General features: G+C 74.5%; 29 protein-coding genes. 7 read left to right on the top strand and 22 right to left on the bottom strand.

Annotated features, from left to right (window positions below; translation table 11 throughout):
- The first annotated feature begins 79 nt into the window (after nucleotides 1-79).
- Genes FN207_RS18870 through FN207_RS18860 form a run of 3 tightly spaced genes read left to right on the top strand, consistent with a single transcriptional unit; the run spans nucleotide 80 to nucleotide 4083 of the window.
- Nucleotides 80-484: a cupin domain-containing protein gene (locus FN207_RS18870; protein WP_142459989.1), complete on the top strand. Its 405-nt coding sequence runs from the start codon at nucleotides 80-82 to the stop codon at nucleotides 482-484.
- Between the two features lie 52 nt (nucleotides 485-536).
- Nucleotides 537-3389 (top strand): FAD-binding and (Fe-S)-binding domain-containing protein, encoded by a 2853-nt coding sequence (locus FN207_RS18865; protein ID WP_142459988.1) that lies wholly within the window; start codon nucleotides 537-539, stop codon nucleotides 3387-3389.
- A gap of 28 nt (nucleotides 3390-3417) precedes the next feature.
- Nucleotides 3418-4083, top strand: a complete 666-nt coding sequence (locus FN207_RS18860) for an NADPH-dependent F420 reductase (protein WP_142459987.1) — start codon at nucleotides 3418-3420, stop codon at nucleotides 4081-4083.
- Between the two features lie 21 nt (nucleotides 4084-4104).
- On the opposite strand, the gene FN207_RS18855 is transcribed toward FN207_RS18860, so the two are convergent.
- The 12 genes from FN207_RS18855 to FN207_RS18800 form a co-directional block, all read right to left on the bottom strand.
- On the bottom strand, nucleotides 4105-4725 hold the full coding sequence (locus tag FN207_RS18855) for an SGNH/GDSL hydrolase family protein (RefSeq protein ID WP_142459986.1): 621 nt from the start codon (nucleotides 4723-4725) through the stop codon (nucleotides 4105-4107).
- Nucleotides 4726-4813: 88 nt separating this feature from the next.
- Nucleotides 4814-5575 (bottom strand): 3-oxoacyl-ACP reductase FabG, encoded by a 762-nt coding sequence (fabG, locus tag FN207_RS18850; RefSeq protein WP_142459985.1) that lies wholly within the window; start codon nucleotides 5573-5575, stop codon nucleotides 4814-4816.
- Nucleotides 5576-5723: 148 nt separating this feature from the next.
- Nucleotides 5724-6143, bottom strand: a complete 420-nt coding sequence (locus FN207_RS18845) for a DUF350 domain-containing protein (protein WP_110907411.1) — start codon at nucleotides 6141-6143, stop codon at nucleotides 5724-5726.
- An 86-nt stretch (nucleotides 6144-6229) separates the two neighbouring features.
- A complete protein-coding gene (locus FN207_RS18840) occupies nucleotides 6230-6685 on the bottom strand; it encodes an ATP-binding protein (RefSeq protein ID WP_246066182.1) in 456 nt (151 codons plus the stop codon).
- Nucleotides 6682-6945, bottom strand: a complete 264-nt coding sequence (locus tag FN207_RS18835) for a hypothetical protein (RefSeq protein ID WP_142459984.1) — start codon at nucleotides 6943-6945, stop codon at nucleotides 6682-6684. The genes FN207_RS18840 and FN207_RS18835 overlap by 4 nt, the downstream gene beginning before the upstream one ends.
- A gap of 86 nt (nucleotides 6946-7031) precedes the next feature.
- Nucleotides 7032-8162 carry an AI-2E family transporter gene (locus tag FN207_RS18830; protein WP_246066181.1) on the bottom strand — a complete coding sequence of 377 codons (1131 nt, stop codon included), beginning with the start codon at nucleotides 8160-8162 and terminating at the stop codon, nucleotides 7032-7034.
- Nucleotides 8163-8478: 316 nt separating this feature from the next.
- Nucleotides 8479-8877, bottom strand: coding sequence for an ankyrin repeat domain-containing protein (locus FN207_RS18825; RefSeq protein WP_142459982.1), 399 nt, complete (start codon nucleotides 8875-8877; stop codon nucleotides 8479-8481).
- Nucleotides 8874-9641, bottom strand: a complete 768-nt coding sequence (locus FN207_RS18820) for a dienelactone hydrolase family protein (RefSeq protein ID WP_142459981.1) — start codon at nucleotides 9639-9641, stop codon at nucleotides 8874-8876. The genes FN207_RS18825 and FN207_RS18820 overlap by 4 nt, the downstream gene beginning before the upstream one ends.
- Before the next feature lie 34 nt (nucleotides 9642-9675).
- Nucleotides 9676-10215 carry a hypothetical protein gene (locus FN207_RS18815; protein ID WP_246066180.1) on the bottom strand — a complete coding sequence of 180 codons (540 nt, stop codon included), beginning with the start codon at nucleotides 10213-10215 and terminating at the stop codon, nucleotides 9676-9678.
- 69 nt (nucleotides 10216-10284) lie between these two features.
- The gene (locus FN207_RS18810) at nucleotides 10285-10830 is read right to left on the bottom strand and encodes a hypothetical protein (RefSeq protein WP_142459980.1); all 546 of its coding nucleotides are present in this window, start codon (nucleotides 10828-10830) and stop codon (nucleotides 10285-10287) included.
- Nucleotides 10831-10891: 61 nt separating this feature from the next.
- Entirely contained in the window at nucleotides 10892-11356 is a 465-nt protein-coding gene (locus tag FN207_RS18805) for a PPOX class F420-dependent oxidoreductase (protein WP_142459979.1), read from the bottom strand.
- 54 nt (nucleotides 11357-11410) lie between these two features.
- On the bottom strand, nucleotides 11411-11680 hold the full coding sequence (locus tag FN207_RS18800) for a hypothetical protein (RefSeq protein ID WP_142459978.1): 270 nt from the start codon (nucleotides 11678-11680) through the stop codon (nucleotides 11411-11413).
- 126 nt (nucleotides 11681-11806) lie between these two features.
- Between FN207_RS18800 and FN207_RS18795 the strand changes: the two genes are divergently transcribed.
- Both FN207_RS18795 and FN207_RS18790 read left to right on the top strand, forming a co-directional pair.
- A complete protein-coding gene (locus FN207_RS18795) occupies nucleotides 11807-13189 on the top strand; it encodes an AI-2E family transporter (protein WP_142459977.1) in 1383 nt (460 codons plus the stop codon).
- 65 nt (nucleotides 13190-13254) lie between these two features.
- Nucleotides 13255-14202 carry a proteasome assembly chaperone family protein gene (locus tag FN207_RS18790; RefSeq protein ID WP_142459976.1) on the top strand — a complete coding sequence of 316 codons (948 nt, stop codon included), beginning with the start codon at nucleotides 13255-13257 and terminating at the stop codon, nucleotides 14200-14202.
- A 30-nt stretch (nucleotides 14203-14232) separates the two neighbouring features.
- Here FN207_RS18790 and FN207_RS18785 read toward each other — a convergent pair whose 3' ends face one another.
- The 9 genes from FN207_RS18785 to FN207_RS18745 form a co-directional block, all read right to left on the bottom strand.
- A complete protein-coding gene (locus FN207_RS18785; RefSeq protein WP_142459975.1) occupies nucleotides 14233-14664 on the bottom strand; it encodes an ester cyclase in 432 nt (143 codons plus the stop codon).
- Between the two features lie 248 nt (nucleotides 14665-14912).
- Complete coding sequence (locus tag FN207_RS18780) at nucleotides 14913-16214, bottom strand: MFS transporter (protein ID WP_142459974.1); 1302 nt, start codon at nucleotides 16212-16214, stop codon at nucleotides 14913-14915.
- Between the two features lie 174 nt (nucleotides 16215-16388).
- A complete protein-coding gene (locus tag FN207_RS18775) occupies nucleotides 16389-18050 on the bottom strand; it encodes a catalase (protein WP_142459973.1) in 1662 nt (553 codons plus the stop codon).
- A complete protein-coding gene (locus tag FN207_RS18770) occupies nucleotides 18047-18547 on the bottom strand; it encodes a Fur family transcriptional regulator (RefSeq protein WP_142459972.1) in 501 nt (166 codons plus the stop codon). Before FN207_RS18770 ends, FN207_RS18775 begins: the two co-directional genes overlap by 4 nt.
- A 148-nt stretch (nucleotides 18548-18695) precedes the next feature.
- A complete protein-coding gene (gene purU / locus FN207_RS18765; protein WP_246066179.1) occupies nucleotides 18696-19580 on the bottom strand; it encodes a formyltetrahydrofolate deformylase in 885 nt (294 codons plus the stop codon).
- 50 nt (nucleotides 19581-19630) lie between these two features.
- A complete protein-coding gene (gene ligD / locus FN207_RS18760; RefSeq protein WP_246066178.1) occupies nucleotides 19631-20548 on the bottom strand; it encodes a non-homologous end-joining DNA ligase in 918 nt (305 codons plus the stop codon).
- A gap of 24 nt (nucleotides 20549-20572) precedes the next feature.
- Entirely contained in the window at nucleotides 20573-21562 is a 990-nt protein-coding gene (gene ligD / locus FN207_RS18755; protein WP_246066177.1) for a non-homologous end-joining DNA ligase, read from the bottom strand.
- A gap of 3 nt (nucleotides 21563-21565) precedes the next feature.
- The gene (gene ku / locus FN207_RS18750; protein WP_142459969.1) at nucleotides 21566-22549 is read right to left on the bottom strand and encodes a non-homologous end joining protein Ku; all 984 of its coding nucleotides are present in this window, start codon (nucleotides 22547-22549) and stop codon (nucleotides 21566-21568) included.
- A gap of 125 nt (nucleotides 22550-22674) precedes the next feature.
- Nucleotides 22675-23283, bottom strand: coding sequence for a DUF1360 domain-containing protein (locus FN207_RS18745; RefSeq protein WP_142459968.1), 609 nt, complete (start codon nucleotides 23281-23283; stop codon nucleotides 22675-22677).
- Between the two features lie 151 nt (nucleotides 23284-23434).
- Between FN207_RS18745 and FN207_RS18740 the strand changes: the two genes are divergently transcribed.
- Entirely contained in the window at nucleotides 23435-23959 is a 525-nt protein-coding gene (locus FN207_RS18740; RefSeq protein WP_142459967.1) for a hypothetical protein, read from the top strand.
- A gap of 258 nt (nucleotides 23960-24217) precedes the next feature.
- Complete coding sequence (locus FN207_RS18735; protein WP_110907395.1) at nucleotides 24218-24616, top strand: STAS domain-containing protein; 399 nt, start codon at nucleotides 24218-24220, stop codon at nucleotides 24614-24616.
- Between the two features lie 61 nt (nucleotides 24617-24677).
- Here FN207_RS18735 and FN207_RS18730 read toward each other — a convergent pair whose 3' ends face one another.
- A complete protein-coding gene (locus tag FN207_RS18730) occupies nucleotides 24678-25688 on the bottom strand; it encodes a DNA topoisomerase IB (RefSeq protein ID WP_185938420.1) in 1011 nt (336 codons plus the stop codon).
- Nucleotides 25689-25725: the final 37 nt, after the last annotated feature.

Genomic DNA, 25725 nt, shown 5'->3' with positions numbered 1-25725 from the left:
GTAGGCGGCGCGGCTGAGGGGCAAGGCCAGTTCGAGGAGCACCGTCCCCGGTGCCACGAGACAGGGAGGAGCGCCGCCCATGGCGTCCGTCATCCACTTCACCATCGCGACCGTCGCCGAGGAGAGCCCGGACTTCCGCCGGGTCCTGTGGACGGGGAAGAACACCCAGCTCGTCGTCATGACCATCCCGCCGGGCGGGGAGATCGGCGAGGAGGTCCACGAGGACATCGACCAGATCCTCACCTTCGTCAGCGGCGTCGGTGAGGCGAAGGTCGGCGGCGCCACCAAGAAGGTGGCCCAGGGCGACCTCGTCGTCGTCCCGGCCGGCACGAAGCACAACTTCCTCAACACCGGGCCGAACCCGCTGGTGCTCTACACCGTCTACGGCCCGCCGGAGCACGCCGACGGCGCGGTGCACCACACCAAGGAGGAGGCCGACGAGGCGGAGGAGTCCGGGAAGGACGAGCCGCCCACCGAGGACTGACCCGCTCCCCGGTGCCGTCCGCACGCCGGACGGCACCGGGGACACTGGGCCGGTGAGCACCACCGCCGCCCGGCCGGACGCCGACACCACCGAGGTCACCGCAGCACTGCGCCGCGCCGGGATCGGCGACGTCGACGACTCCGGCCTCGCCCGCGCGCTGTACTCCTCCGACGGTTCGCTCTACCGCGTGCTGCCGCGCGCCGTCGTCCGCCCGCGGTCCGCCGACGAGGTGGTCGCCGCCCTCGAGGTCTGCCGCGAGCTCGGCGTGCCGCTGACCATGCGCGGCGCGGGCACCTCGATCGCCGGCAACGCCGTGGGCACCGGCGTCGTCGTCGACACCAGCCGGTACCTCTCCCGGGTGCACTCCGTCGACGCCGAGACGCGCACCGCCGTCGTCGACCCCGGTGTCGTGCAGGCCGCGCTGCAGAACGCCGCCCGGCCGGCCGGGCTGCGCTTCGGCCCCGACCCGAGCACGTCCAACCGCTGCACGATCGGTGGGATGATCGGCAACAACGCCTGCGGCTCGCGGGCGCTGGGCTACGGCCGCACGTCGGACAACGTGGTCGGCCTCGACGTGGTCACCGGCGCCGGGCAGCGGCTGCGGCTGGCCTCGGGGACCGCTCCGTCCGGCCTCGACGACCTGCGCAGCCTGGTCGCCGGCGAGCTGGCCACCATCCGCACCGAGCTGGGCACCTTCGGCCGGCAGGTGTCGGGCTACTCGCTGGAGCACCTGCTGCCCGAGCACGGCTTCGACGTCGCCCGCGCGCTGGTGGGCAGCGAGGGGACGCTGGCCGTCGTCCTCGGCGCCACCGTGCGGCTGGTCGCCGACGCGCCGTTCCGCGGGCTGGTCGTGCTCGGCTACCCCTCGATGGCCGACGCTGCCGACGCGACGCCGAGGCTGCTGCGGCACGGGCCCACCGCCGTCGAGGGCCTCGACGAGCGGATCGTGCAGCGGCTGCGCGACGTGCCGGCCGCCGTCGTCCCGGACCTGCCGAAGGGCGCCGGCTGGCTGATCGTGGAGGTCACCGGAGACACCGTCGCCGAGGTGCAGGCCACGGGCGCGGCCGTGGTGGCCGACGCCGGGGCGCTCGACAGCATGGTGGTCACCGACGTCGCGCACGCCGCGGCGATCTGGCGGATCCGCGAGGACGGCGCCGGGCTGGCCGCGCGCACCTCCGACGGCCGCCCCGCGCACGCCGGCTGGGAGGACGCCGCGGTCCCGGTGACCTCGCTGGGCGCCTACCTGCGGGAGTTCGACGCGCTGCTCGACCAGCACGGCCTGCAGGGCGTGCCGTACGGCCACTTCGGCGACGGCTGCGTGCACGTGCGCATCGACTTCCCGTTCGGCCGCGAGCCCGACCGCGGCCGGGCCGCCTACCGCGCCTTCGTGGAGGACGCCGCCCGGCTGGTCGCCCGCTACGGCGGGTCGGTGTCGGGCGAGCACGGCGACGGCCGCGCCCGCAGCGAGCTGCTGAGCACCATGTACTCCCCCGCCACGCTCGACCTGTTCGCCCGGGTCAAGGGCCTGTTCGACCCCGACGACGTGCTCAACCCCGGCGTGCTGGTGCGCCCGGCCCGCCTCGACGACGACGTCCGGGTGGCCGCCGCGCCGCGGCTGCGCGAGGAGCTGGCGCTGCTGTACCGGCACGACGACGGCGACTTCTCCAACGCGGTGCACCGCTGCACCGGCGTCGGCAAGTGCCGGGCCGAGCCCTCGGGCGTCGCGGTGATGTGCCCGTCCTACCCCGCCACCCGCGAGGAGAAGGACTCCACCCGCGGCCGCGCCCGGGTGCTGCAGGAGATGCTCGCCCCCGGCGGCCCGGTGCGGGACTGGCGCTCGCCGGAGGTGCACGAGGCGCTGGACCTGTGCCTGTCGTGCAAGGGCTGCTCGCGCGACTGCCCGACCGGCGTGGACATGGCCAGCTACAAGTCCGAGGTGCTGCACCAGAGCTACCGCCGCCGCGTCCGGCCGCTGTCGCACTACACGCTGGGCAAGCTGCCCATGTGGTCCGACCTCGCAGCCCGGGCGCCCCGGCTGGTCAACGCGGTCATGCGCTCACGGCTCGGCGGCCGGGTGGCGAAGTGGGGCGCGGGCGTGGACCAGCGGCGCTCGCTGCCCTCGTTCGCGCCGCGCACCTTCCGGCAGCAGTGGCCGGCGCGCCCCGGCGGCGGCGCCCCGGTGGCGCTGTGGGTGGACTCGTTCACCGACCACTTCGCCCCGGAGGTCGCCCTGGCCGCGGCGCGGGTGCTCGAGGCGGCGGGCTACTCGGTGCAGGTGCCCGGCGACGACACCTGCTGCGGCCTGACCTGGACGACGACCGGCCAGCTCGACACCGCGCGGCGCATCCTCGCCCACACGGTGGCGAAGCTCGCGCCGCTGGCCGACGCCGGCATCCCGATCGTCGGCGTGGAGCCCTCGTGCACCGCGGCGCTGCGCAGCGACGCCGTCGAGCTGCTCGACGAGCCGGCCGCTGCGCGGGTCGCCGCGGGGACGCGGACGCTCGCCGAGCTGCTCACCGCCACCGAGGGGTGGACGCCGCCGTCGCTGGCCGGCGTCGAGGTGGTCGCGCAGCCGCACTGCCACCACCACGCGGTGATGGGCTGGGCCACCGACGAGAAGCTGCTGCGCAGCGCGGGCGCGACGGTCACCCGCCTGGGCGGGTGCTGCGGGCTGGCGGGCAACTGGGGCGTGGAGCGCGGGCACCACGACGTGTCGGTGGCGATCGCCGAGCAGCAGCTGCTGCCCGCCGTCCGCGAGGCCGGCCCGGACGCCGTCGTCCTGGCCGACGGGTTCTCCTGCCGCACGCAGCTCGACCAGCTCGCCGACCGGCCCGGGCGGCACCTCGCCGAGCTCCTGGCCGACGCGCTCGACCGAGACGGAGGCCGTGCCGGGGCCCGGGAATGAGCCGCCGACCTGCGCGTTGCCGCGGGGCATGACCACTCTCGGCATCATCGGCGCCGGCCACATCGGCACGGCGCTCGCACAGGCAGCGAGCGACATCGGCTACGACGTCGTGCTCTCCAACTCCCGCGGCCCCGAGACCCTCGCCGGCCTCGTCGACGCCCTCGGCGACCGCCCGTCGCGCACGGGCACCGTCCGCGCGGCCACCGCCGCCGAAGCCGGTGCCGCGGGCGACCTGGTCGTCGTCACCGTGCCGCTCAAGGCCGTCGGCGACGTCCCGGTGGAGCCGCTGGCCGGCAAGGTCGTCATCGACACGAACAACTACTACCCGCAGCGCGACGGGCACGTCGCCGCGCTGGACGACGAGACGACGACGACCGCGGAGCTGCTGCAGGAGCACCTGCCCACCTCGCGCGTGGTGAAGGCGTTCAACCACATCGCCGCCGCGGACATCACCGCGCGCCGGACCCCGCCGGGGACGCCGAACCGGCGGGCGCTGGCCATCGCCGGCGACGACGCGTCGGCGAGGGAGACGGTGGCCTCGTTCATCGACGAGCTCGGCTTCGACGTGGTCGACCTCGGCAAGCTGGCCGAGGGCTGGCGCATCCAGCGCGACACCCCCGGCTACGGGGCCGACCTCGACGCCGGGCGGCTGACCGAGGCGCTCGCCGCGGCGAAGCGCTACCGCGACATGTGAGCGGCGGGGCCGCCGGATCGCTCAGGCGGCCCGGCGGTCCCGGCGGTCGCGGGCGGCGGCCAGTACGGAGGGGGCCAGCGCCGCGGCGATCCGGGCGTAGCCGGCCGAGGAGGGATGGAACCGGTCGGCGGAGAACAGCGACGGGTCGAGGCCGAAGGCGCTGCCCACCTCCGCCGACACCGCGGCGACGGTCGCACCGTGCGCGACGGCGACCTCGGCCTGGCGCTGCTGCAGCAGGGCGCACGCGGCCCGCACGACCGGCCGCAGCGCCGGCGGCACGAACGGCACGCTGGACATGTCGGGGGCGGGGACCACGACGACGTCGGTCCCGGCGGCCCGCAGGTCCCGGACGGCGGCGCCGAGCGCGGCGGTGGCTACATCCGCGGGGAGGAAGCGGGCGAGGTCGTTGGCGCCGATCACCACGACGGCGAGGTCGGCGCCCAGCGGCGCGGCCCGGCGCACCTGGGCGGCGAGGTCGCGGGACACCGCGCCGGGCACGGCCAGCACGGTGAGATCGGTGTCGATGCCCTCGCCGCGCAGGACCTGCGCCAGCCGCGGGCCGAGGCCGTCCTCGACGCGGGTGGCACCGGTGCCGTACGCGATCGAGTCACCGAGGACGACGAGGCGGAGCGGTTCGGTCACGCGACGTGCAACGCCGGCCGGCGAGGCGCTGTGCCCGCCGGCCGGCGTTCCGTACGTCTCAGGCGCTCGTGCTCAGGCGCCGTGCACCTCAGGCGCGGGGGCCGCCCGCGGCGTAGACGACCTGGCCGGACACGAAGCCGGCACCCTCGCTGACGAAGAACGACACCAGGTGGGCGATGTCCTCGGGCTGGCCGACGCGGGCCACCGGGATCTGCGAGGCCGCACCCTTGATGAAGTCCTCGAAGGCGATGCCCATGCGCTCCGCGGTGGCCTTGGTCATCTCGGTCTGGATGAACCCGGGGGCGATGGCGTTGACGGTGACGCCGAACTTGCCGAGCTCGATGGCGAGGGTCTTGGTGAAGCCCTGCAGGCCGGCCTTCGCCGTCGAGTAGTTGGCCTGGCCGCGGTTGCCCAGCGCCGAGACGCTCGACAGGTTGACGATCCGGCCGAACTTGGCGTCGACCATGTACTTCTGGCAGGCCCGCGCCATGAGGAAGGCACCGCGCAGGTGCACGTTCATGACGACGTCCCAGTCGACCTCGGTCATCTTGAACAGCATGTTGTCGCGGGTGACGCCCGCGTTGTTGATCAGCACGACGGGCGGGCCGAGCTCGGCGGCGACCCGGTCGACGGCGGCCTGCACCTGCTCGGCGTCGCTGACGTCGGCACCCACGCCGAGCGCCGTGCCGCCGGCGCCCTCGATGGCCTGCACGGTCTCCTTGGTGTTCGCCTCGTCGAGGTCGAGCACGGCCACGGCGTAGCCGTCGGCGGCCAGCCGCTGCGCCGTCGCGGCACCGATGCCGCGCGCGGCACCGGTCACGATGGCGACGCGGGGGGTTGCCTCGCTCATTGTCGTTCCTCTCGCTGGGTGGGGGCGGCGTCGTCGCCGGCCGTCCGGTTCGGGGCCGCCCGCCGGGATACCGGCGGGTAACCCGCGCTGCGCCGGACACGTTACGTCGGGCCCCGGGCGTTCCTCCGGAGGGCCCGCCGGTGCGGGCTCAGGGCCAGATGGAGGCGACGATGATCGCGGCCACCGACAGCTGGGCCGCGGCGCTGACCAGACTCGCGGGGTGGAAGCCGACCTCGGTGACGAGGGAGCCCATCTTCCCCGGCGTGAGCAGGTCGAGGGCGAGGAACGCGACCGCCTGCAGCAGGACGCCGAGCACGCCGAACACCACGGTGTAGAGCAGCGCCTGGCCGAAGCCGGCCGTGGCGTTGGTCCAGATGGTGGTGAAGATGATCGCGCCCTGGGCGAGGAATCCCGCCGACAGCACGATCGCCGCGCTCACCGACCGGTCCTCGTAGATGCGCCGGCCCAGGTGGCCGGGCGTCAGCAGGTCGAGGGCGAGGTAGCCGAGGGCCAGCAGCACGAGGCCGACGGCGGTGTAGGCGACGGCGTAGCCGATGCTGGCCAGCACGGGGGGACCTCCGGGAGGGGCGGGGCGGACGGGCGTGCAGTGTCTACCGCACCGCTCCCCTCGGCCGCACAGGACGCCCCGGGGCGTCAGCTCCCGGCGCGGACGACGTCGACCCGGTCGAACCCCTCGTCCAGCGACGGCGCGCGGAACCGCGAGCGCGCGGACAGGACGCCGACGAGGGGCACGCGGTAGCGCTCCTCGCGGGCCTCGTTGCGCGCCAGACACTGCTCCAGCGGGGTGTCCACCCACACCGCGCGGACGGGGACGCCGGCGGCGCGGGCCGCGGCCACCAGCGGCGCGCGCTCCTCCGGCGAGGGGTTGGTGTTGTCGACGACGACGCTGCGCCCGGCCGCGAGCAGCTCGGCGACCACGCGCTGCTGCCGGGCCTCCCGCCGGCGGGCGCGGGGCCAGTGGTCCTTGCTCACCACCGCGTGTGTCGACGCCAGGTGCCGCTGCACCCACGTCGACTTGCCCGCGCCCTGCAGGCCGACCATGACGACGAGTTCCGGGGCGCCGGCGGGCCCGCCGGCGCCGTTGTTCACGCGGTGCGGCGCAGCGCCGTCACCGGCTCGTCGTCGTCGAGCACCACGCGGGCGGCGGGGTGCTCGACCAGCGCCAGCACGCGGCCGGACATGAACCGCGCGGTGCGGACCGGCGTGCCGCCGCGGGTGCTCTCGGTGACCTCCACGACCCCGCGGCCGTGGCTGACGTCCACACGCCGCCCGGCGCGCGTGGCCTCGATCTCGTAGGTGCGGGTGGTGCCACCGGCGTCGATGACGACCTCGACACGATCTCCCTTCACGGGATCCTCCTCAGGGGTCTCACCGGGCAGTCACCCGGTATGTGGACAACGTCCTCCTGACCCCTGACATTCCAGGAAAGCGCTGGTCAGTCCGGGTGTTGCCGCCGCGAGGGCCAGTGCGGGTGCAGCGACCGCACCGACGCGAGCGCGGCCCGGCGGTCGTGCGCGCGCTTGCGGGCGCGGCTGGTCCGCGGGGGCCGTGGTTCCTCCCGCAGCAGGGCGTCGAGCCAGTGCCCGCGCGGGTCGACGTCGACCAGGAGCGCCTTGACCAGCAGCGTGAGCGGGATCGCCAGCAGCGCGCCCAGCGCACCCAGCACCCAGCCCCAGAACAGCAGGGCGAGGAAGGTGACCGTCATCGACAGGCCCACCGAGTCGCCGACGAAGCGCGGCTGGATGAGCGTCTGGACGACGAAGTTGAGCAGCGCGTAGACGCCGAGGACGACCCAGAACTCGGTCCAGCCGCCGTCGAGCAGGCCGAGCAGCGCCGGCGGGATGACGCCGAGCACGAAGCCGATGTTGGGCACGTAGTTGGTGATGAACGACAGCAGGCCCCACAGCACCGGCAGGGGCACGTCGAGGAACGCCAGCGCGATGGTGTCCCCCACCGCCACGATCCCGCCGAACACCGTGCTCACCAGCAGGTAGCTGCGGGTGCCGCGGGCGAACAGTCCGAGCGCGATCGGCAGGTGCGGCCGCTCCTCGGCCACCAGCGCCAGCCGCCGGCCGAACCCGCCGGACTCGATGGCCAGGAAGACCATCGCGGACAGCAGGAGCACCAGCGTGGTCGCGGTGTCGGTGATCCGGGCGAGCAGGCCGGTGGCCACGCCGACGAGCTGGCCGTAGTCGAACCGGTCGACCAGCTCCTGGATCTGGGTGGAGGACCACCCGGCCTCGTCGAGCCGCCGGACGGTGTCGTCGAGCAGGACGGCGAACTGCGGCGCGTAGGTCGGCAGCAGGGCGGCGAACTGCGCGATCGCCACGATGAGCAGCGAGCCGAAGCCCAGCAGCACGCTCCAGACGAGCACCAGCAGGACGGTGGCCGCGGCCCAGCGCGGTACGTGGTGGCGCAGCAGCCAGCGCTGCACCGGCATGAGCGCCACGACGACGACCAGGGCCAGCATCACCGGCGCGATCAGCCACGCGATCTCGCGCACCCCGGCGATGGCGATCGTCGCGGCGGCCGCACCGACGAGCAGCAGCAGCCAACGCGGCAGCACCCGGCTCCCGGTCAGGCTGCCGGGTTCGGATCCGGCGCCCGCGTCCCGCGCGCCGCCGTCCGGGGACGGGGACGGGGACGGGGACGGGGACGGGGACGGGGCACCGTTCGCGCGGACCCCGGCGACGACGGTGTCCACGGGGAGGTCGGCGGGCAACTCGGTCCGCTCCGGCGACGGCGTCAGCCGGGAGGCCCCGGCGTGCGTCCCGTCGGCACCCGCGCCGGGCAGGTGCGACTGCGTGGCCATGGTCGTCCCTCCCCCGCTGCGTGACGTGGCACACCAGGGTGTCACGCCCGGACTGCTCCCGGTGGGAGCCTCAGTCGACGCCGCGCTGCAGCAGCGCGGTCATCTCCGGCAGGTCGAAGAACGCCGCGGTCTCGCGGGCGCTGGGCCCTCCGGCGTCGGGGTCGGCACCGGCCTCGAGCAGGGTCCGCACCCCGGCCTCCGACCGGCGGAACACCGCCGCGGCCAGCGCCGTCTGCCCCCGGTCGTTGGCCCGCCCGGGGTCGGCGCCGCGGGCCAGCAGCGCGGCGACCGTCTCCGGGTGGTCGTGGTAGGCAGCGAGGATGAGCAGCGTGTCGCCCTTGTCGTTGGTGAGGTCGACCGGCACCCCGGCGTCGACGTAGGCGGTGAGCTCCTCGGTGTGCCCGAACCGGGCAAGGTCGAAGACCCGGTGGGCCAGCTCGAGGACCCCGGGGTCGATCGGCTCGCTCACGACGCCGCCCCGCTGCCGGCGCGGTCGACGAGGTCGAGCAGGCGGCGCCAGGCGTCCTGGCAGGCGTCCTCCCACTCGGGGGCGGCACGGTCGAAGAAGGAGTGCGGTGCGCCGTCGTAGACCGCGGTGGTGACGTCGGCCCCGCCGCCGCGCATGGTCTCGGCGAGCGCGAGCTGGTCCTCGACGGGCGTCGCGGCGTCGGCCCCCGCGATCAGCATCAGCGTCGGGCGCGAGGCGCGGGCGGCGGCGTCGCCGACCATCGCCGGGCGGCCGTAGAAGCCGGCGCAGGCGGCGACGTCGTGGTCGCCTCCGGCCTGCCGCCAGGAGTGGCTGCCGCCGAAGCAGAAGCCGACGGTGACCACCGGCAGCCCCGGGCGCGTGCGCCCCCGCAGCTCGGCGATCGCGGCGGTGAGGTCGGCGTCGATGCCCTCGGGGGTCGTCTGCGGGACGTGCGTCTGCCAGTCGAAGTCGGCGTCGCGCGTGCCGCCCTCGGCGGTGCCGGCGGTGCGCCCGAACCAGTCGATCGCGACGGCGGGCACGCCGGCCTCGGCGAACCGCTCGACCAGCGCCACGTAGTAGGGGTGCAGGCCGCGGATGTCGGGCAGGACGACGACCCCCGCGGTCGCGGCGGCGACGTCGGCCGGCAGCGCGTACGCGGCGGAGAACCGCGTGCCGTCGGCCGCGGTGAGGACGGTCAGCCCGGTGTCGCCCACCGCGCCGGTGCGCGGCGGTGCGGGCGGGCGGCTGGCGGGGTCGTGGCACATGCCCGCAGTGCTACCAGCCTGCGTCCGGCGGTGCTCAGTGGCCCCCGGTGCGCTCCGCGGCCTGCGCCCGGCCGCCGAAGACGTCGGCGGCGACGTCGCGACGGGCGTCGGTGAGCCACTCGTACTGGCGGTGCGCCTGGTCGATGAGCCGGTCCAGCTCGGCCTTGTCGAGGCGGGCGTCGACCTCCGCCACGATCCGCAGGGTCTCGAAGCCGCTGCGCTTGGCGCGCACGCCCGAGGCGAGGAACTCGAACTCGACGAGGTCCGACAGCGGCGAGCGCGACAGCAGCCGCCCGTTGAGCTTGACGCGGGTGACCTTCTCGGCCAGCCACACGCCCAGCTGCTTGTACTGGCGCACCGGGACGTCCAGCGCCCGGGCCATGGCCAGCAGCGAGGACTTCTCCTCGCGCAGCTCGCCGAGCAGCTGCACGAGGGGGGCCTCCCAGCGCGAGCCGCGGTGCACGCCGATCATCCGGCAGACCAGCTCGATGCCGCCGGTGGCCGAGGCCAGGTGGTCGTTGACGTAGACACCGAGGAGCTCGGCGTTGCGCTGCGGCTGAACGGGCTGGGACACGGGGGCCTCCTGGGGACGGGACACCCGCATCCTCCCGCGTGCGGTGATCACGCCGCGCGGCGGTGTCCCTCAGACGGGCGGCCGGCCGGCGGCGCGGTCGAGCAGCCGGGCGGCGGTGGGGCGCAGCTCCCGCTCGAGGTCCCACGCCGCCGCGGCCAGCCGCTGGGCGACCGCCTGCCGCGAGACGCCGAGCGTCGCGGCGGCCGCGGCCCGGGTCGCCCCGGCGGCGAGCAGGTCGACCGCCGCCCACGCCGCGGCGCTGCGCCGGGCGAGCACGACGGCCAGCGCGGTGAGCACCGCCTGGGCGTCGGCCGCGGACTCGGGGTCGGTCCCGCGCACCGCCAGCCGGGCCGGACGGCGCCCGGCGGCCTCCAGGGCGCGGCGCGCGGCCAGTGTCACCGGGCCGTCGCCGGGACCGGGCGCCGCCGCGCCCACTCCGATCCGGGAGCTCCCGCCGCGCACGAGTGCGACGACGGCGTCCACGGCCGCGGCGGCGTCGTCGACGACGGCGACCCAGCCCTCCCCCACCGGCCGCGCCCGGGAGCCGAGCACCGCCGGCGGTCCCCCCGCGGCGGCACCCGCGGTCCGCGGAGCGCAGGCGACGGCCAGGGGCACGCGCGCAGCGTCGCCTCCGACGGGGCGGGGCGCAAGCTCCTGGGCTTGCCCGGCGCGCCGCTCAGGCTTGGGCGAGCTCCGGCGGGAAGCCGCCGGTGGCCACCGGACCCCAGCCGTCGATCGTGATCCGCAGCAGCGACTTGCCCTGCCGGGCCATCGCCTCGCGGTACTCGTCCCAGTCGGGGTGCTCGCCGCTGATCGACCGGAAGTACTCGACCAGCGGCTCCAGCGCCTCGGGCAGGTCGAGCACCTCGGCGCGGCCGTCCACCTGCACCCAGGCGTCGTCGAACTCGTCGGACAGCACGCACAGCGAGACGGCGGGGTCACGGCGGGCGTTGCGCACCTTGGCGCGCTGCGGATAGGTGGAGACGACGACCCGCCCCTCGGCGTCGACGCCGTAGGTCACCGGCGACAGCTGCACCCCGCCCTCGCGGCGGCGGGTCAGCAGCACCGCGCGGTGCCGCGGGCGGAGGAAGTCGAGCAGATCGGCGCGCTCGACGCGGTCGGCTCTGGCGGTCCTGGGCACGGCCCCGACGCTAGCGGCGCCCCCGTCCACCGGGCGCCGGGGCCGTGCCGGCGGTCAGGAGCCGGCCTTGGTGACGCCGAACATCAGCACCCGGCGCTCGATGTCGTAGTGCACGGTCTCGGTGTTGGTGAGCAGGTCCTGCAGGTTGTCGGCGTCGTCGGGGTCGAGGGTGAGGATCTCCTCCCAGGCGCCCTGGTCGAGCACGAGCTGCAGGGTGTAGGTGCCGGGCTTGCCGGGCTCACCGGCGATCCAGCTGAACTGGTAGTGCGAGAGCTGACGGACCTTGACGCTGTTGTCGGTGACCGGCTGCGGGACCTCGGGCACGGGGGACCTCCTGGTCGGGGCCGGGGCGGGGTCCCCGGCTCCCCCGCCCTACCCCGTCGCCCGGCACCCGACCCGGGCTCCCGCCTCCGGACGGTGGAGTGCCGTGATCCGTGGTGCGATGTCGGCATGAGGTTCCGCCTGCCCGGACGCCGGGACGACGTCCCTGCCGGCGGCGGCGCCCCCGCGGCCCCCGGTGCCGCCGCGGGCAGCAGCGCCGCGGCCGGACCCCGCACGGCGGCGGGCGCCGGCACGGCTGCGCCGCCCGACTCCGGCGGCGGACCGGCTCCCGAGCTCACCGGCGAGGGCGGCGCCGGCGACCCGCGCAGGGGTGACCACGACGCCACCGTCGCCCCCGCGCCGGCCTGGGAGCGCGGCGAGCGCGTCCGCTCGGCCACCCGCACGCTGGCGATCGCCTCGGCGCAGTTGCTGCTGATCTGCGCGGCGATCGTGGTGATCGGCTGGGTGCTCGGGAAGCTGTGGGTCATCCTGCTGCCGGTCATCCTCGGCCTGCTCTTCGCCACCGTCCTCTGGCCGGCCACGCGGTTCCTGCGGCGCCACCACTGGCCCCCCGCACTCGCGGCGGCGGTCGTGCTGCTGCTCTTCCTCGGCCTGATCGGCGGGCTGATCGCGGTCATCGCGCCGCAGGTCGCCGACCAGGTCACCGAGCTCGCCGACCAGGCCGCCGACGGGATCGTGCAGGTGCAGCAGTGGCTGCAGGGCCCGCCGTTCAACGTCGACGCCGACCAGCTCGACCAGGTCGTCGCCCAGGCGACCGACTCCGTGCAGTCCAACGCCTCCGAGATCGCGGGCTACGCCGCCACCGGCGCCTCGGCCGTCGGCAACGGCCTGATCAACCTGGTGCTCGCGCTGGTGCTGGCCTTCTTCTTCATCAAGGACGGTCCGCGCTGGGTGCCGTGGCTGGCCGCCCAGACCGGTCCGCGGGCCGCGCCGCACGTCGCCGCGCTGTCGCAGAAGACCTGGTCCACGCTGTCGGAGTTCATCAAGCAGCAGGCGCTGGTCGGCTTCGTCGACGCCTTCTTCATCGGCATCGGGCTGTGGATCCTCGACGTGCCGCTGGTCATCCCGCTGGCCGTGCTGACCTTCTTCGGCGCGTTCATCCCGATCATCGGCGCGTTCGTCGCCGGTGCGTTCGCGGTGCTGATCGCGCTGGTCGACGAGGGCTTCACGGTGGCGCTGATCGTCTTCGGGATCGTGCTGCTGGTGCAGCAGATCGAGGGCAACGTCCTGCAGCCGATCATCCAGGGCCGCGGGTTCAACCTGCACGCGGCGGTGGTGATCCTCGCGGTCACCGCCGGGGGCAGCCTGGCCGGGATCATCGGCGCCTTCCTCGGGGTGCCGGTGGCCGCGCTGATCGCCGTCGTCTACCGGTACGTGCGCGACGTGCTCGACGGCCGGCATCCCGAGGTCGCCGGCGACGGCACGCACACCCAGGTCCGCGGCGACGACGAGGGCGCCGTCCTCACCCGCGCACCGGGCACGCCCGGCTGACCCGGGAATGCCGGCGGGCCCGCCGTCGCTGTCCGGGGTGACGTCCGACCAGCAGGAGGCCCAGCGTGGCGCAGCGACACGAGGAGCTCGTCGAGCTCACCCCCGAGGCCGAACCCCTCCTCGCCGCCGAGCAGGCGGTGAGCGGAGCCGTCGACCGGCGCGGCCTGGTGCTCGTGCACGCCCTCTCCGGTGACTTCGACGCCGCGTCCTCCTCCGCGCTGGCCGTCGCCCACCTGCTGGCCACGCTGCCGCACCGCACGATCGCCCGGTTCGACGCCGACCTGCTGGTCGACTACCGCGCCCGCCGTCCCCGGATGACGTTCAACGGCGACCGCTACGAGGACTTCGCGGCACCGGAGATCCTGCTGTCGGCGGTCGAGGACGACGCCGGGGAGCAGTTCCTGGTGCTGTCCGGGCCCGAGCCGGACTACCGGTGGGAGGGCTTCGTCGCCGCCGTCGCCGGGTTGGTCGAGCGGCTCGGGGTGACGTCGGTGGTGGCGCTGCAGGCCATCCCGATGCCGGTGCCGCACACCCGGCCGGTCACCGTCACCGCGCACGCCACGCGCCGGCAGCTCATCGAGTCCTACCCCGTGTACTGGGGCGAGCTCCGCGTCCCGGGCAGCGTCCCGGCGCTGCTGGAGATGCGCCTCGGCGAGGCCGGCGTGGACGCCCTCGGCGTCGCCGCGCACGTCCCGCACTACCTCGCGCAGGCCACCTACCCGGCCGCCACGCTCACCCTGCTCGAGCACCTCGGCCGGCTCACCGGCCTGCTGCTGCCCACGGAGACGCTCCGGGAGGCCGCGCAGCAGCACCGCACCGAGGTCGACGAGCAGATCGCCCGCTCGGCGGACAACACCGCCGTGGTCGCCGCGCTGGAGCAGCAGTACGACCAGTTCACCGCCGCGCGCGAGGGCAGCGACCTGCTCGGCGACGTCGGCGAGGTGCCCAGCGGCGACGAGCTCGGCGCGGAGTTCGAGCGCTTCCTGGCCGAGCAGGACCGCCGCCGGGAGTGACGGCCCGGGCCGTCCGGAGGGGAGGCGCGGTCAGCCGGCCGCCGTCCCCGCCGGGAGGGCCCCGAGCTGCGCGAGGAACCCGAACACGTCGAAGTACATGCGGACCTCCCGGGCGACGCCCTCCCGGACGACGACGGCGTGGCAGCTGCGCGCCTCGACCGGCCTGCCGCTGGCCGGCAGGTCACCGCTGGGATCGGCCAGCGTCCCGAGGTGCGTCCCCCGGAACACCGACTCGATGACGACCGTGTCCCCGTCGACCGTCACGTGCTCCACCGTGTAGCCCGAGTCCGGGAAGGCATCGGCCCACGCCATCATGTAGCCGGTGATCACCGACGATCCCTCGAAGAGGCCGTTGGGACTCACCAGCCGGGCATCCTCCGCCAGGACGGCACGGAACTGCTGCGGGTCGTGGGCGTTGTACGCGTCCTGCCACCGCGCGGCGACCTCGCGGGGATCGTCCATGGCCTCGTCCTCTCGTCCCCGCCGGCCGGCACCCGGCCCGGCAGCTGAGCGCTGACGGCCCGGGCACACACCGGCGTCCCCACCGGGGCGTGGGGTTCCACCCCGGCACGCGAGAACGCTCCTCCTGCGGGCGGCCGCCCCACCAGGTCCGCACGACCCGGTCCCGACGGCCCGTCGGCGGTCGCTGCCGGGCCCTGCGGGTGACGGCGAGGAGCAGGACCGCCGCCGGGAGTGACGGCCGGCGCGGGTCAGGCCGCCCGGCGCGCCCGCGTGACGCTGAGCGCCACCGCACCGAGTGCGCCGACGACGGCGAACACGTAGAAGCCCCACGGGAACGCGATGCCGGCCGTCACCAGCGCACCGGTGACGACCGGGCCGACGATGGCACCGATCCGTCCCGCCCCGGCCGACCAGCCCAGCGCCGTCGCGCGCACCGCCGGCGGGTTGTTCGCGCTGGTGAACGCGTACACCAGCACCTGCGCCGAGAACACGAAGCAACCGGTCAGGAAGCACATCAGGTAGAGGCCGGCGGTGGGCAGCTCCACCGAGAGCAGGGCCAGGAACACCGCGCCCGAGGCGAACCAGATCATCCCGGCGACGCGGGCGCCGATGCGGTCGGCGACGTTCCCCGCGACGAGCAGGCCCACGATGGCGCCCACGTTGAGGACCAGCAGGAACGCCAGGGAGTCCCCGAGGTCGTAGCCGGCCTCGCGCATGATCGTCGGCAGCCAGTTGTTGAGGCCGTAGACGAGCAGCAGGCCCATGAACGACGTCACGCCGATGGCCAGGGTGTTGCGGGCGTAGCCGCCGGTGAACAGCGAGCGCACCGTCGCCGCCGCGCCGCCACCGGCCGGGACGTCCGGGCCGCTGGCGCGCTCGAGCCCCAGGCCGTGCCGGCGGGCGACCTCCTCGGCCTCGGCGCGCCGCCCGGCGGCCTGCAGGTAGGACGCCGACTCCGGCAGCCGCGCGATCATCAGCGGGACCAGCACCAGGGCCGGCGCGGCGCCGATGACGAACATCCACCGCCAGCCCAGGGACGGGATCACCACGATCGCCAGGGCGGCCGTGGCGACGGCGCCGACGTGGTAGCCGGTCATGATCGTCGTCGTGGCCCGGCCGCTGCGCCCGGACCGGGTGAACTCGTTGACCATCGCGATCGCGGTGGGCAGGCAGCCGCCGAGACCCAGCCCCGCGAGGAAGCGCAGGATCCCGAACACGACCTCGTTGGGCGCGAACGCGCACAGCAGCGTGAACAGCGAGAAGGACGCCACGGCGCCGATCAGCGCCTTGCGGCGGCCCACCAGGTCGGTGAGCGTGCCGATGGTCAGCGCGCCGATCATCATCCCGACGAGGCCGATGGTGATCACCGCGGTGGCGCCGGTGCCGGTGAGGGCGAACTCGTCGGGCTGCGACAGCGTCGGCACCACGGTCCCGACGACGACGAGGTCGAAGCCGTCGAGGAGCACGGCGATCCAGCACAGCGGGGCCACCCAGCCGGCGGCGCGGGCCGCCGTCCCGGGAGCGGTCGGGCGCACGGGCGTCGTGCTCATCGGAGGTCCTCCACGGCGAGGCAGGCGCGGTCGACCGACGCTAGGTGCGCCGCGCGCCGGGCCCCACTCGACTCCCGGTCAGCGGAAGCCGCGCCGCCCTGTCCCGGGAACGCGGACGGGCCGCGACCGGGGATCCCGGTCGCGGCCCGCCGCGTCGTGCTCAGGGGGAGCGTGTCAGGAGACGACGACCCGCTCGTTGGGCACGCAGTGCGTCATCACGTGGCCAGTGACGTCGCGCGGGCCGTTCTTGCCGAGGTTGGCGGCGCGCTGCTGCTCCTCCTCGGTGAGGGTCTGCGTCTGCAGCGGCGGCAGGCCGCGGACGTCGTCGGCGGTGATGCCCAGGGCGTCACCGACGCGCTGGCCCAGCTCGTCCTCGACCATGAAGAAGTGCCAGACCATCCGCTCCTGGATCTCGCGGCGGCACTGCGAGAGGGCGCCGACCAGGTTGGTCACCAGGTCGTCCTTCTCCCACTGCTCCGAGAGCAGGTAGCGCTCGCCGGCCTGCGCGTAGTCGTTGGTGCGCGGGATCCGCTTGCGGGTGAGCCGGCCGACGATCTCCGGGCCCTGCTCGTCGTGGGTCGGGTACTGCGCCTCCCGCAGGCCGCCCAGGATCGACGGCTCGTAGTTGACGTGCGGGTTCTGGCCGGGGCCGAGGTCCACGCCGTAGGCCATCTGGCCGTCGCGCTGGTTGGTGGCGACCTTGGCCTTCGGCGCGTTCACCGGCAGCTGCAGGTAGTTCGGGCCCACCCGGTAGCGCTGGGTGTCGGAGTAGGAGAACGTCCGGCCGACCAGCATCTTGTCGTCGGAGAAGTCCAGGCCGTCGACGAGCACGCCGGTGCCGAAGGCGATCTGCTCGTTCTCGGTGAAGAAGTTCTCCGGCATGCGGTTCAGCGTCATCGTGCCGACCTTGCGCAGCGGGAAGAGCTCCTCCGGCCACACCTTGGTGTCGTCGAGCGGGTCGAAGTCCAGCTCGGGGTGCTCGTGGTCGTCCATCAGCTGGACGTGCAGCTCCCAGGAGGGGAAGTCGCCGGCCTCGATGGCGCCGTAAAGGTCCTTGGTGTGGGCGCCGAGGATCTGCGCCTGCACCTTCGCGCCGTCCTCCGCGGTGTAGGACTTCACGCCCTGCTTGGGCAGCCAGTGGTACTTGACCAGCTGGGTCTCACCCTGCGCGTTGACCCACTTGTAGGTGTTCACGCCGAAGCCCTGCATGGTCCGGTAGGACGCGGGCAGCCCGCGGGGGCTGAAGACCAGCATGACCATGTGCATGGCCTCGGGCGTCTGGCTGAAGAAGTCGAACGCACGCTCGGCGACGCTGGCCTCGAACGTGACCGGGTCGGGCTTCTGCGAGTGGATGAAGTCGGGGAACTTGATCGCGTCGCGGATGAAGAAGACACCGAGGTTGTTGCCGACGAGGTCCCAGTTGCCCTCCTCGGTGTAGAACTTCACGGCGAAACCGCGGGGGTCGCGGGCCAGCTCGGAGGAGTCGCGGCCACCGGCGACGGTCGAGAAGCGGAGCGCGACGTCGGTGCGCTTGCCCTTCTCCTGGAACAGCTTGGCGCGGGTGTACTTCGCGATCGGCTCGTCGCCGACGGTGCCGTCGGCCTCGAAGTAGCCGAAGGCGGTCACGCCGCGGGCGTGCACGACGCGCTCGGGGATGCGCTCGCGGTCGAAGTGGCTGATCTTCTCGAGGAACTGGTAGTTCTCCAGCGTCGCGGGGCCGCGAGCGCCCACCGTCCGCTGGTTCTGGTTGTCGTAGACCGGGTGGCCCTGACGGTTGGTCAGGACCGCGCGGTCGGCCTCGCTCGGGGCCGGGCCCTGCGATGCGACGTCGGTCATGCTCCTGCTCCTCCTCGGGTGTGCTGCTGTCCTGCCTGCTGACGGACACGGTCGGACGCGCCGGGGACGACGGCCGGACGGCCGGCGCCCTGGCAGTCCGCGCAGAGCCCCCAGAACACGACCTCGGCCTCGTCGACGACGAAACCGGACGTGTCCGACGGGCTCAGGCACGGCGCCGCCCCCACGGTGCAGTCGACGTCCGCGACCGCACCGCACGAGCGGCAGACCAGGTGGTGGTGGTTGTCCCCCACGCGGACCTCGTACAGCGCGGGCGCGCCGGCGGGCTCGACCCTGCGGGCCAGGCCGACGGCGACCAGCGCCTTGAGCACGCCGTAGACGGCCTGCGGCGAGATCGTGGGGTGCGCCTGGCGGGCCACCGTGACCAGCGTGTCCGCGTCGGCGTGCGGATGGCCGGCGAGGGCGTCGAGGACGGCGAGCCGGGGCCGGGTGACCCGCAGCCCGGCGTCGCGCAGCCGCGGCGCCCACGTCGTCTCCATCGGGTCCCACCCAACGCGCTTTTCTTGAATGAGTCAAATCAAGGGTGGGTGAACGGCGAGTTGCGTTCAGCCGTACCGGTACCCCGCGGAGCCGTCCGGACACACCCGGATCCGCCTCTCCCGCACCGAGCCGGGAGGGGGCGGGACCTCAGGCGAAGACGATCGTGCGGTCGCCCTCGACGACGACCCGCTCCTCCACGTGCCAGGTCACGGCCTGCGCCAGCACCTGGCGCTCGACGTAGCGGCCAATGCGGCGCATGTCCTCGACCGTGGCGCGGTGGTCCACGCGCGCCACCTCCTGCTCGATGATCGGGCCGGCGTCGAGGTCGGCGGTCACGTAGTGCGCCGTCGCCCCGATCAGCTTGACCCCGCGGTCGTGGGCGGCCCGGTACGGGTTGGCGCCGACGAAGGCCGGCAGGAAGCTGTGGTGGATGTTGATCAGCCGCTCGGGGAAGCGGCTGCAGAAGTCGGCCGAGACGATCTGCATGTAGCGGGCGAGCACCACCAGGTCGACGTCGCCGACCAGCTCCAGGGCCCGCGCCTCGGCGTCGGCCTTGGTCTCCGGGGTGACCGGCACGTGGTGGAACGGCACGCCGGCCGCCGTCGCCACCGGCTCGAGGTCGGGGTGGTTGGAGACGACGGCGGTGATGTCTGCGCGCAGGTCACCGGCGCGCACGCGGTAGAGCAGCTCCTGCAGCACGTGGTCGGCCCTGCTGACGAAGACCGCCAGCCGCGGCCGGCGCGCGGCCTCGGTGAGCCGCCAGGTCAGGTCCCACTGCGTGGCCAGCAGCTCCAGCGCGCCCTCGAGCTGGCGGCGGCGGGTGGCCAGGCCCGGCAGGACGAACTCCAGCCGCAGCGTGAACACGCCGCCGGTGGGGTCGGAGGAGTGCTGCTGCGACTCGGTGATGTTGGCGCCGACGTCGGCCAGGAGCCGGGAGAGCACCGCCACGATCCCGGGCCGGTCGGGACAGCGGACGACCAGCCGCCCGAGGTCGGAGGAGGCGGGGTCGTGCGCGAGCGGGGCGGCGGACACGGGGGCGATCGTGACAGAAATGGCCATTTCTGCCGCTCACGGGTCCTCCCTCAGAGGGAGGGCAGGCGGGCGCGGGTGCGGTCGGCGACGTCGAACAGGTCGCCGTACTCCTCCACCCGGGCCAGCACCTCCTCGGTGCGGAAGCGCAGCTCGCCGGGGTCGGCCCCGCCGCGGACGGCGTCCACCTCGTCCCAGCCGATGGGCGTCGAGACCGGGGCGTCGGGGCGGGCTCGCAGCGAGTAGGGCGCGACCGTGGTCTTGGCCGGGTTGTTCTGGCTCCAGTCGATGAGCACCTTGCCCGGCCGCAGCACCTTCTCCATCCGCCAGACGACGCGGTCGGGCGTCTCGGCCGACAGCTCCTGGGCCAGCGCCTTGGCGTAGCGGCTGGGGTGCTCGCGGTCGGTGACCCGGATCGGCGCGTAGACCTGCATGCCCTTGGAGCCCGACGTCTTCACCACCGGGTCCAGCCCGTCGTCGACCAGCCGCGCGCGCAGCCGCTCGGCGACGTCGCAGCACTCGCGGATGCCGGCGTCGGGGCCGGGGTCGAGGTCGAGGACGAGCAGGTCGGGCAGCGCCGGCTGCAGCTTGCTGCCCACCTGCCACTGCGGCACGTGCAGCTCGAGCGCGGCGAGGTTGGCCGCCCAGGCCAGGTCGGCGACGGTCTCGAGGACCACCATCTCCAGCACCTCCCGGTCCCTGGAGCTGCCGGGGCTGGGCACGGTCACCTTCCGGACCCAGTCCGGCGCGTGCCGGGCGCTGTTCTTCTCGTAGAACGCCTGCCCCTCCACGCCGTCGGGCCAGCGGGTGAAGGTGACCGGCCGGCCGGACAGGTGTGGCAGCAGCACCGGCGCGATCCGCACGTAGTAGTCGATGACGGCGGCCTTGGTGAACGAGACCTCGGGGAAGAGCACCTTCTCCAGGTTGGACACCGACAGCTGCCGGCCCTCGACCCGCACCCGCTGCTTCACGGTGCCCACCTCATGCCGTCCCCCTCACGGGGACCACTCCACGACGACGTCGTCGGCGTCGACGTCCTCGCGCAGCCCCCGCCACGCAGGGTGGCGCATCCGGCCGTCGGCGGTCCACGCGGCGAAGGCGACCTCGCCCACGAGGTCCGGCTCGGCCCATCGCGCGTCGCGGGCGACGTCGCGCGGCACGTCGCCGGCGAACGGCGTCCCGCGGCGGGGCCTGAGCAGCTCGCCGAGCTCGCGCAGCGCGGCGTCGGTGAAGCCGGTACCCACGTGCCCGGCGTAGACCAGCCGGCCGTCGTCGTCGTGGACGCCGACCAGCAGCGAGCCCACTCCCCCGGCCCGCCGCCCCTTGCCCGGCCGCCACCCGCCGACGACGACGCTCTGCATCCGGACGTGCTTGACCTTCCGCCACTCCGGCGCGCGCACGCCGGGCCGGTACGCCGAGTCCAGCCGCTTGGCCACGACGCCCTCCAGGCCGTTGACCCGGCTGGCCGCGTGCACGTCGGCGCCGCCGCCGCGGAACCAGGGCGTTGCCACCCAGCGGTGCCCCTCCGGGCCGAGTGCGTCCAGCCGCTCGCGCCGCTCCTCGTAGGGCAGGCCGAGCAGGCTGCGCCCGCCGTCGACCAGCAGGTCGAACACCAGGTAGGTGACCGGGACGGCGGCCGCCAGCCGGGCGACCTCGGGGCCGCCGGTGCGGTGCATGCGGTTCTGCAGCAGGCCGAAGTCGGGGCGGCCCAGCCGGTCGAGGGCGACCACCTCGCCGTCGAGGACGGCATCGGCCCGCGCCAGGACCTCCGGTAAGCGGCTGAGTTCGGGATAACGGTCGACGATGTCGGTGCCGCTGCGCGCCCACAGCCCGAGCCGGCCGTCGCGCACCGCGGCCAGCGCGCGGACGCCGTCCCACTTGAACTCGTAGCCCCACGCGGCGTCGTCGGCGGCCGGCGGCAGCTCCCCGGGGACGGCGAGCATCGGCGCCGGCACCGGCGGGCCGGGGGGCGGGACGGGCGGCACCGGTCAGGCGCTGCGGCGGGACGTGCGCTTGGCCGGCTCCTTCGCGGCCGGCTCCTTCTTCGCCGCGGTGACCTTGCGCGCGCGGGTGCGGGCCGGCGCCTCGTCCTCGGCGGCGGCCTTCTTCGCGGGGGCCCGCTTCGCGGCGGCCTTCTTGGCCGGGGCCTTCCGCGCCGGCCGCGCGGGCGTCTCGTCCTCCTCTGCCTCGGCGGCCCCGCCGCCGCGGGCCCGCTCGACGCTGCGCCGCAGCGCGCTCATCAGGTCGACGACGGACGCGCCGGGCTCGGCGGTCTCGGGCACCGGCTGCACCTCGCCGCCGGTCTGCTTGGCCTCGAGCAGCGAGGTCATCGCCTCGCGGTAGTCGTCGGTGAACTCCGTGGGGTCGAAGTCGGCGGCCATCGAGGTGATCAGCGCCTCGGCCATCTGCAGCTCCTGCGGCCGGACGGAGACGTCCTCGTCGAGGAAGCCGAAGTCGGGACGGCGGATCTCGTCGGGCCAGCGCATGGTGTGCAGCACGAGGACGCCGTCGCGCACGCGCATCGCCGCCAGCGACTCCCGCTGCCGGAGCGCGATCTTGGTGATCGCCACCCGGCCGGTGTTCTGCAGGGCGTCGCGCAGCAGCACGTACGGGCGCGTGGCCGGGCCGTCGGGCTCGAGGTAGTAGGTCTTCTCGAACTGGATCGGGTCGATGTCGGCCTGGTCCACGAACTGCAGGACCTCGATCTCGCGCCGCGTGGCCAGGGGCAGCTCGGCGAGGTCGTCGTCGGTCAGGATCACCAGCTGACCGTCGGGCAGCTCGTAGCCCTTGGCGATGTCGCCGTACTCGACCTCCTCGCCGTCGATCGAGCAGACCCGCTTGTACTTGACCCGCCCGCCGTCGACGGCGTGCACCTGGTGGAAGCGGACGTCCTTGTCCTCGGTCGCGGTGTAGAGCTTCACCCCGATGCTGACCAGGCCGAACGAGACCGCGCCGCGCCAGATCGAGCGCATGTCCACTCCCCTTCCCCGGGCACCGCGACCGCGGGACGACCGGCCCGCAGGATAGGTGCGGGTCGGCCCCCTCAGCAGCACGGATGCCGCCGGTCTCCTCCGCCCGGGGGAAGCGGGCGCTCCTCTCAGTCCTGCTCGGCGTGCCGGCCGGACGCGTCGTCGTCCTGCGCCTCATCATCCTCCGGCCCGCCGCCGGTGACGCTGGTCTGCAGCGCGTCGTAGGCGAACTGGAGGACGTCGGAGCCGGCCACCATCGTCATCGTCAGCGCAGCCAGGCGGGTGGCCCGCGGCGCGGCGACGTAGGAGAAGACGAAGGCCGTGCCCACCCACTGCGCGAGGCAGAACGGGCAGGTGACCAGTTCCCCGACGGCGTGCTTCCAGCCGTGCTCGACGCGCAGGTCCTCGGCGAGCTCGGCCTCGCCCGAGGCGCCCTGGAAGCGCGCGAATGGGGCGCGCAGCGGGCTGGTGACCGGGTCCTTGGCGATCCGCCGGGCCAGCCGGAACGTGCCGATGGTGAGCAGCACGGCGTCACCGAGCGGGATGCGGGCCGGCAGCTCGCGGCCCGAGGCGCGCACCGCCGCGGCACCGGTGGCCACCGCGGCGCTGTAGACGCTCATGGCGCCCAGGAACCCGCCCAGGGGCCGGCCCTGGCCGCCGTCGTAGCCGCGCGCCTGCTCGTTCGCCCAGCGGCGGACCGGTTGCCCGATGCGCGCCACCTCGTCCTGGATCGCCATGCGGCCCCCGCTACCCGACGGGCCGGTGCGCCATGCGGTCGTGCGCTCCCCGTCACGTCACGCACGGGCCCGCATGGCTCCCGGGGAGGCGGGTAGGCGGGAGGGCAGTCCGCCGCCGGGCACCCCCGGCGGCCCGAGAGAGAGGAACCCGATGACCGAGGCCGACCCGAACAGCTCCAGCGCGCTGCACGGCGCGCAGAACGACGCCGACTTCCCCGACGACGAGCGCGGCCTGACCGGGGTCCACGAGGGCGGGGCGCCGGGCTCGCAGGGCCAGACCGCCCGCGACGTGTTCCCCGAGGACAACGGCGTGCCGGACACCTCGCAGGACGACTTCCCCACCATGCAGCGCAACGAGGACCCGCAGTTCGCTCCCGAGCCGGGCGACCGGGAGGACCACCGGCCCGTCGACTTCGGGACGACGGCGCGCGAGCAGCAGGAGGGCGAGTCGCTGACGCAGCGCCTGGAGGAGGAGATCCCCGACGACGACCCCGGCGTGCGCCCCGCCGAGGACCCGTCCCGCGCCTTCGCGCAGCTCGACCAGGACCAGGACACCGACGCGCTCAGCGACTCGGGCACCAACCGCACCGGGGACGACGTCGAGGCGTTCGCCGACGCGCCCGTGGCGGGCGAGGGGCCCGAGGAGAGCGCGGTGCACGTCGTCGAGGGGACCTGACCAGGACCGACCCCCGACCTCCCCCGCCTGGGTGGCCGCCCTCCGGTGGTCGCCCGGGCTGGTTGGCGTCCGGCGACTCGGTTGTCTACGTTGTAAATGCGGTTGAGCAGTCAGCCGCGCGCGCCGGGCGGCCGACCGCCCCCGGCGTCCTCCCAGCACAGCCGGCCCACACGGGGGCACACACACCCCCGGCGCGCACGGCGGTAGATTGACCGGTGGCCGCACCACACGGCGTGGCCACTGAGAGGAGCTGCGTCCGTGACCGCATCCGACCTGCCCGCCGGGGGGCAGCACGACGTGTCCACCGAGGGCACGGAGGCACCCTTCGACGACGTGATCACGCTCTCGACCTCCACCGGTGAGGACGGCGCGGTCACGGTGACGGTCGTCGGCGAGGTCGACACCTTCACCGCCCCGGTGCTGCGCTCCTCGCTGGACACCCAGCTCGAGCAGCAGCCCCGTGAGCTGGTCATCGACCTGTCCGGCGTCCAGTTCCTCGGCTCCGCCGGCCTCGCCGTGCTGGTCGAGACCCAGAAGTCGGCGAAGTCCCGCGACGTCGAGCTGCGCCTGGTCGCCACCACCCGGGCGGTCACCCGCCCGCTGGAGGTCACCGGCCTGATCGACCTGTTCACGATCGTGGACAGCAGCGCCCGCTGACCCCCGCACCACCACCGACGAGGCCCCGCTCCGGCGGGGCCTCGTCGCTTTCCCGGTCTGGCTAGGCCGACAGGAGCCGGCAGACTGCCTGCTCCAGGACCTTCTGCGCCTCGCGGGTGTCGTCGGTGTCCGCCAGCTCCGCCAGCGCCTCGGCCACGGTCTCGCCGTTCTCGTAGCGGTCGACCACCCGCGGGTCCACGTAGCTGGCCTTGCACACCGCCGGGGTGTTGCCGAGCTGCTCGGACACCCGGACGTAGGCCTCCCGGATCGTCCGGTTGCGCACCGTCTTGTTCTTCGGCGACGGCTCCTCGGCGAGCGCGGCGGCCATCATCACCGTGGCGTTCCACGTGCGGAAGTCCTTGGCGGTGATCTCCGCGCCGCTGACCTCCTTGAGGTAGGCGTTGATCTCGTCGCTGGTCACGTCGCGCCACGTGCCGTCGTCGAGCTGGTAGGCCAGCAGCTCGTCGCCGGCGTCGTCGGGCCGCTCGAGCAGCTGCCGGACGACGGTCGCCGTCGGCCGGTCGGTGATCTCCACCTCGCGCTCGATGCTGCCCTTGGCGGTGTAGCGGAAGAACGTCCGCTCGCCGCGGACGCTCACGTGCTCACGGCGCAGGGTGGCCAGGCCGTAGGTGCCGTTCTCCTCGGCGTACTCCTCGCTGCCGATCCGGAAGGTGCCCAGGTCCAGCAGCCGGAGAGCGCAGGCGAGCACCCGCTCGCGGTTGGGCCCGCGGGTGCGCAGCGCGGCGGCCACCCGGTCGCGGACCTCGGGCAGCTCGGAGGCGATGGCGAGCACCCGCTCGTGCTTCTCGGCGTCGCGCCGGGCCCGCCAGGCGTCGTTGTAGCGGTACTGGCGGCGGCCGGCGGCGTCGAGGCCGGTGGCCTGGATGTGGCCGTTGGGCCACGGGCAGATCCAGACGTCCTTCCAGGCCGGCGGGATGGCGATCGCCCGGATCCGGTCCAGCCGGTCGGCGTCGTGGATCAGCGCGCCGGTCTCGTCGCGGTAGGAGAAGCCGCGACCGGCCCGGCGCCGGGTCCAGCCGGGCCCGTGCACGTTGCTGCGCCGGAGTCTCACGCTGACGTGGATGGGCACCGGGCGGGCCGGGTAAACG

The organism is Geodermatophilus aquaeductus (assembly GCF_900182545.1).
Taxonomy (GTDB): domain Bacteria; phylum Actinomycetota; class Actinomycetes; order Mycobacteriales; family Geodermatophilaceae; genus Geodermatophilus; species Geodermatophilus aquaeductus.
Note: the sequence above shows the minus strand (reverse complement) of the source record. Positions and strands in the feature narration are given on the sequence as shown.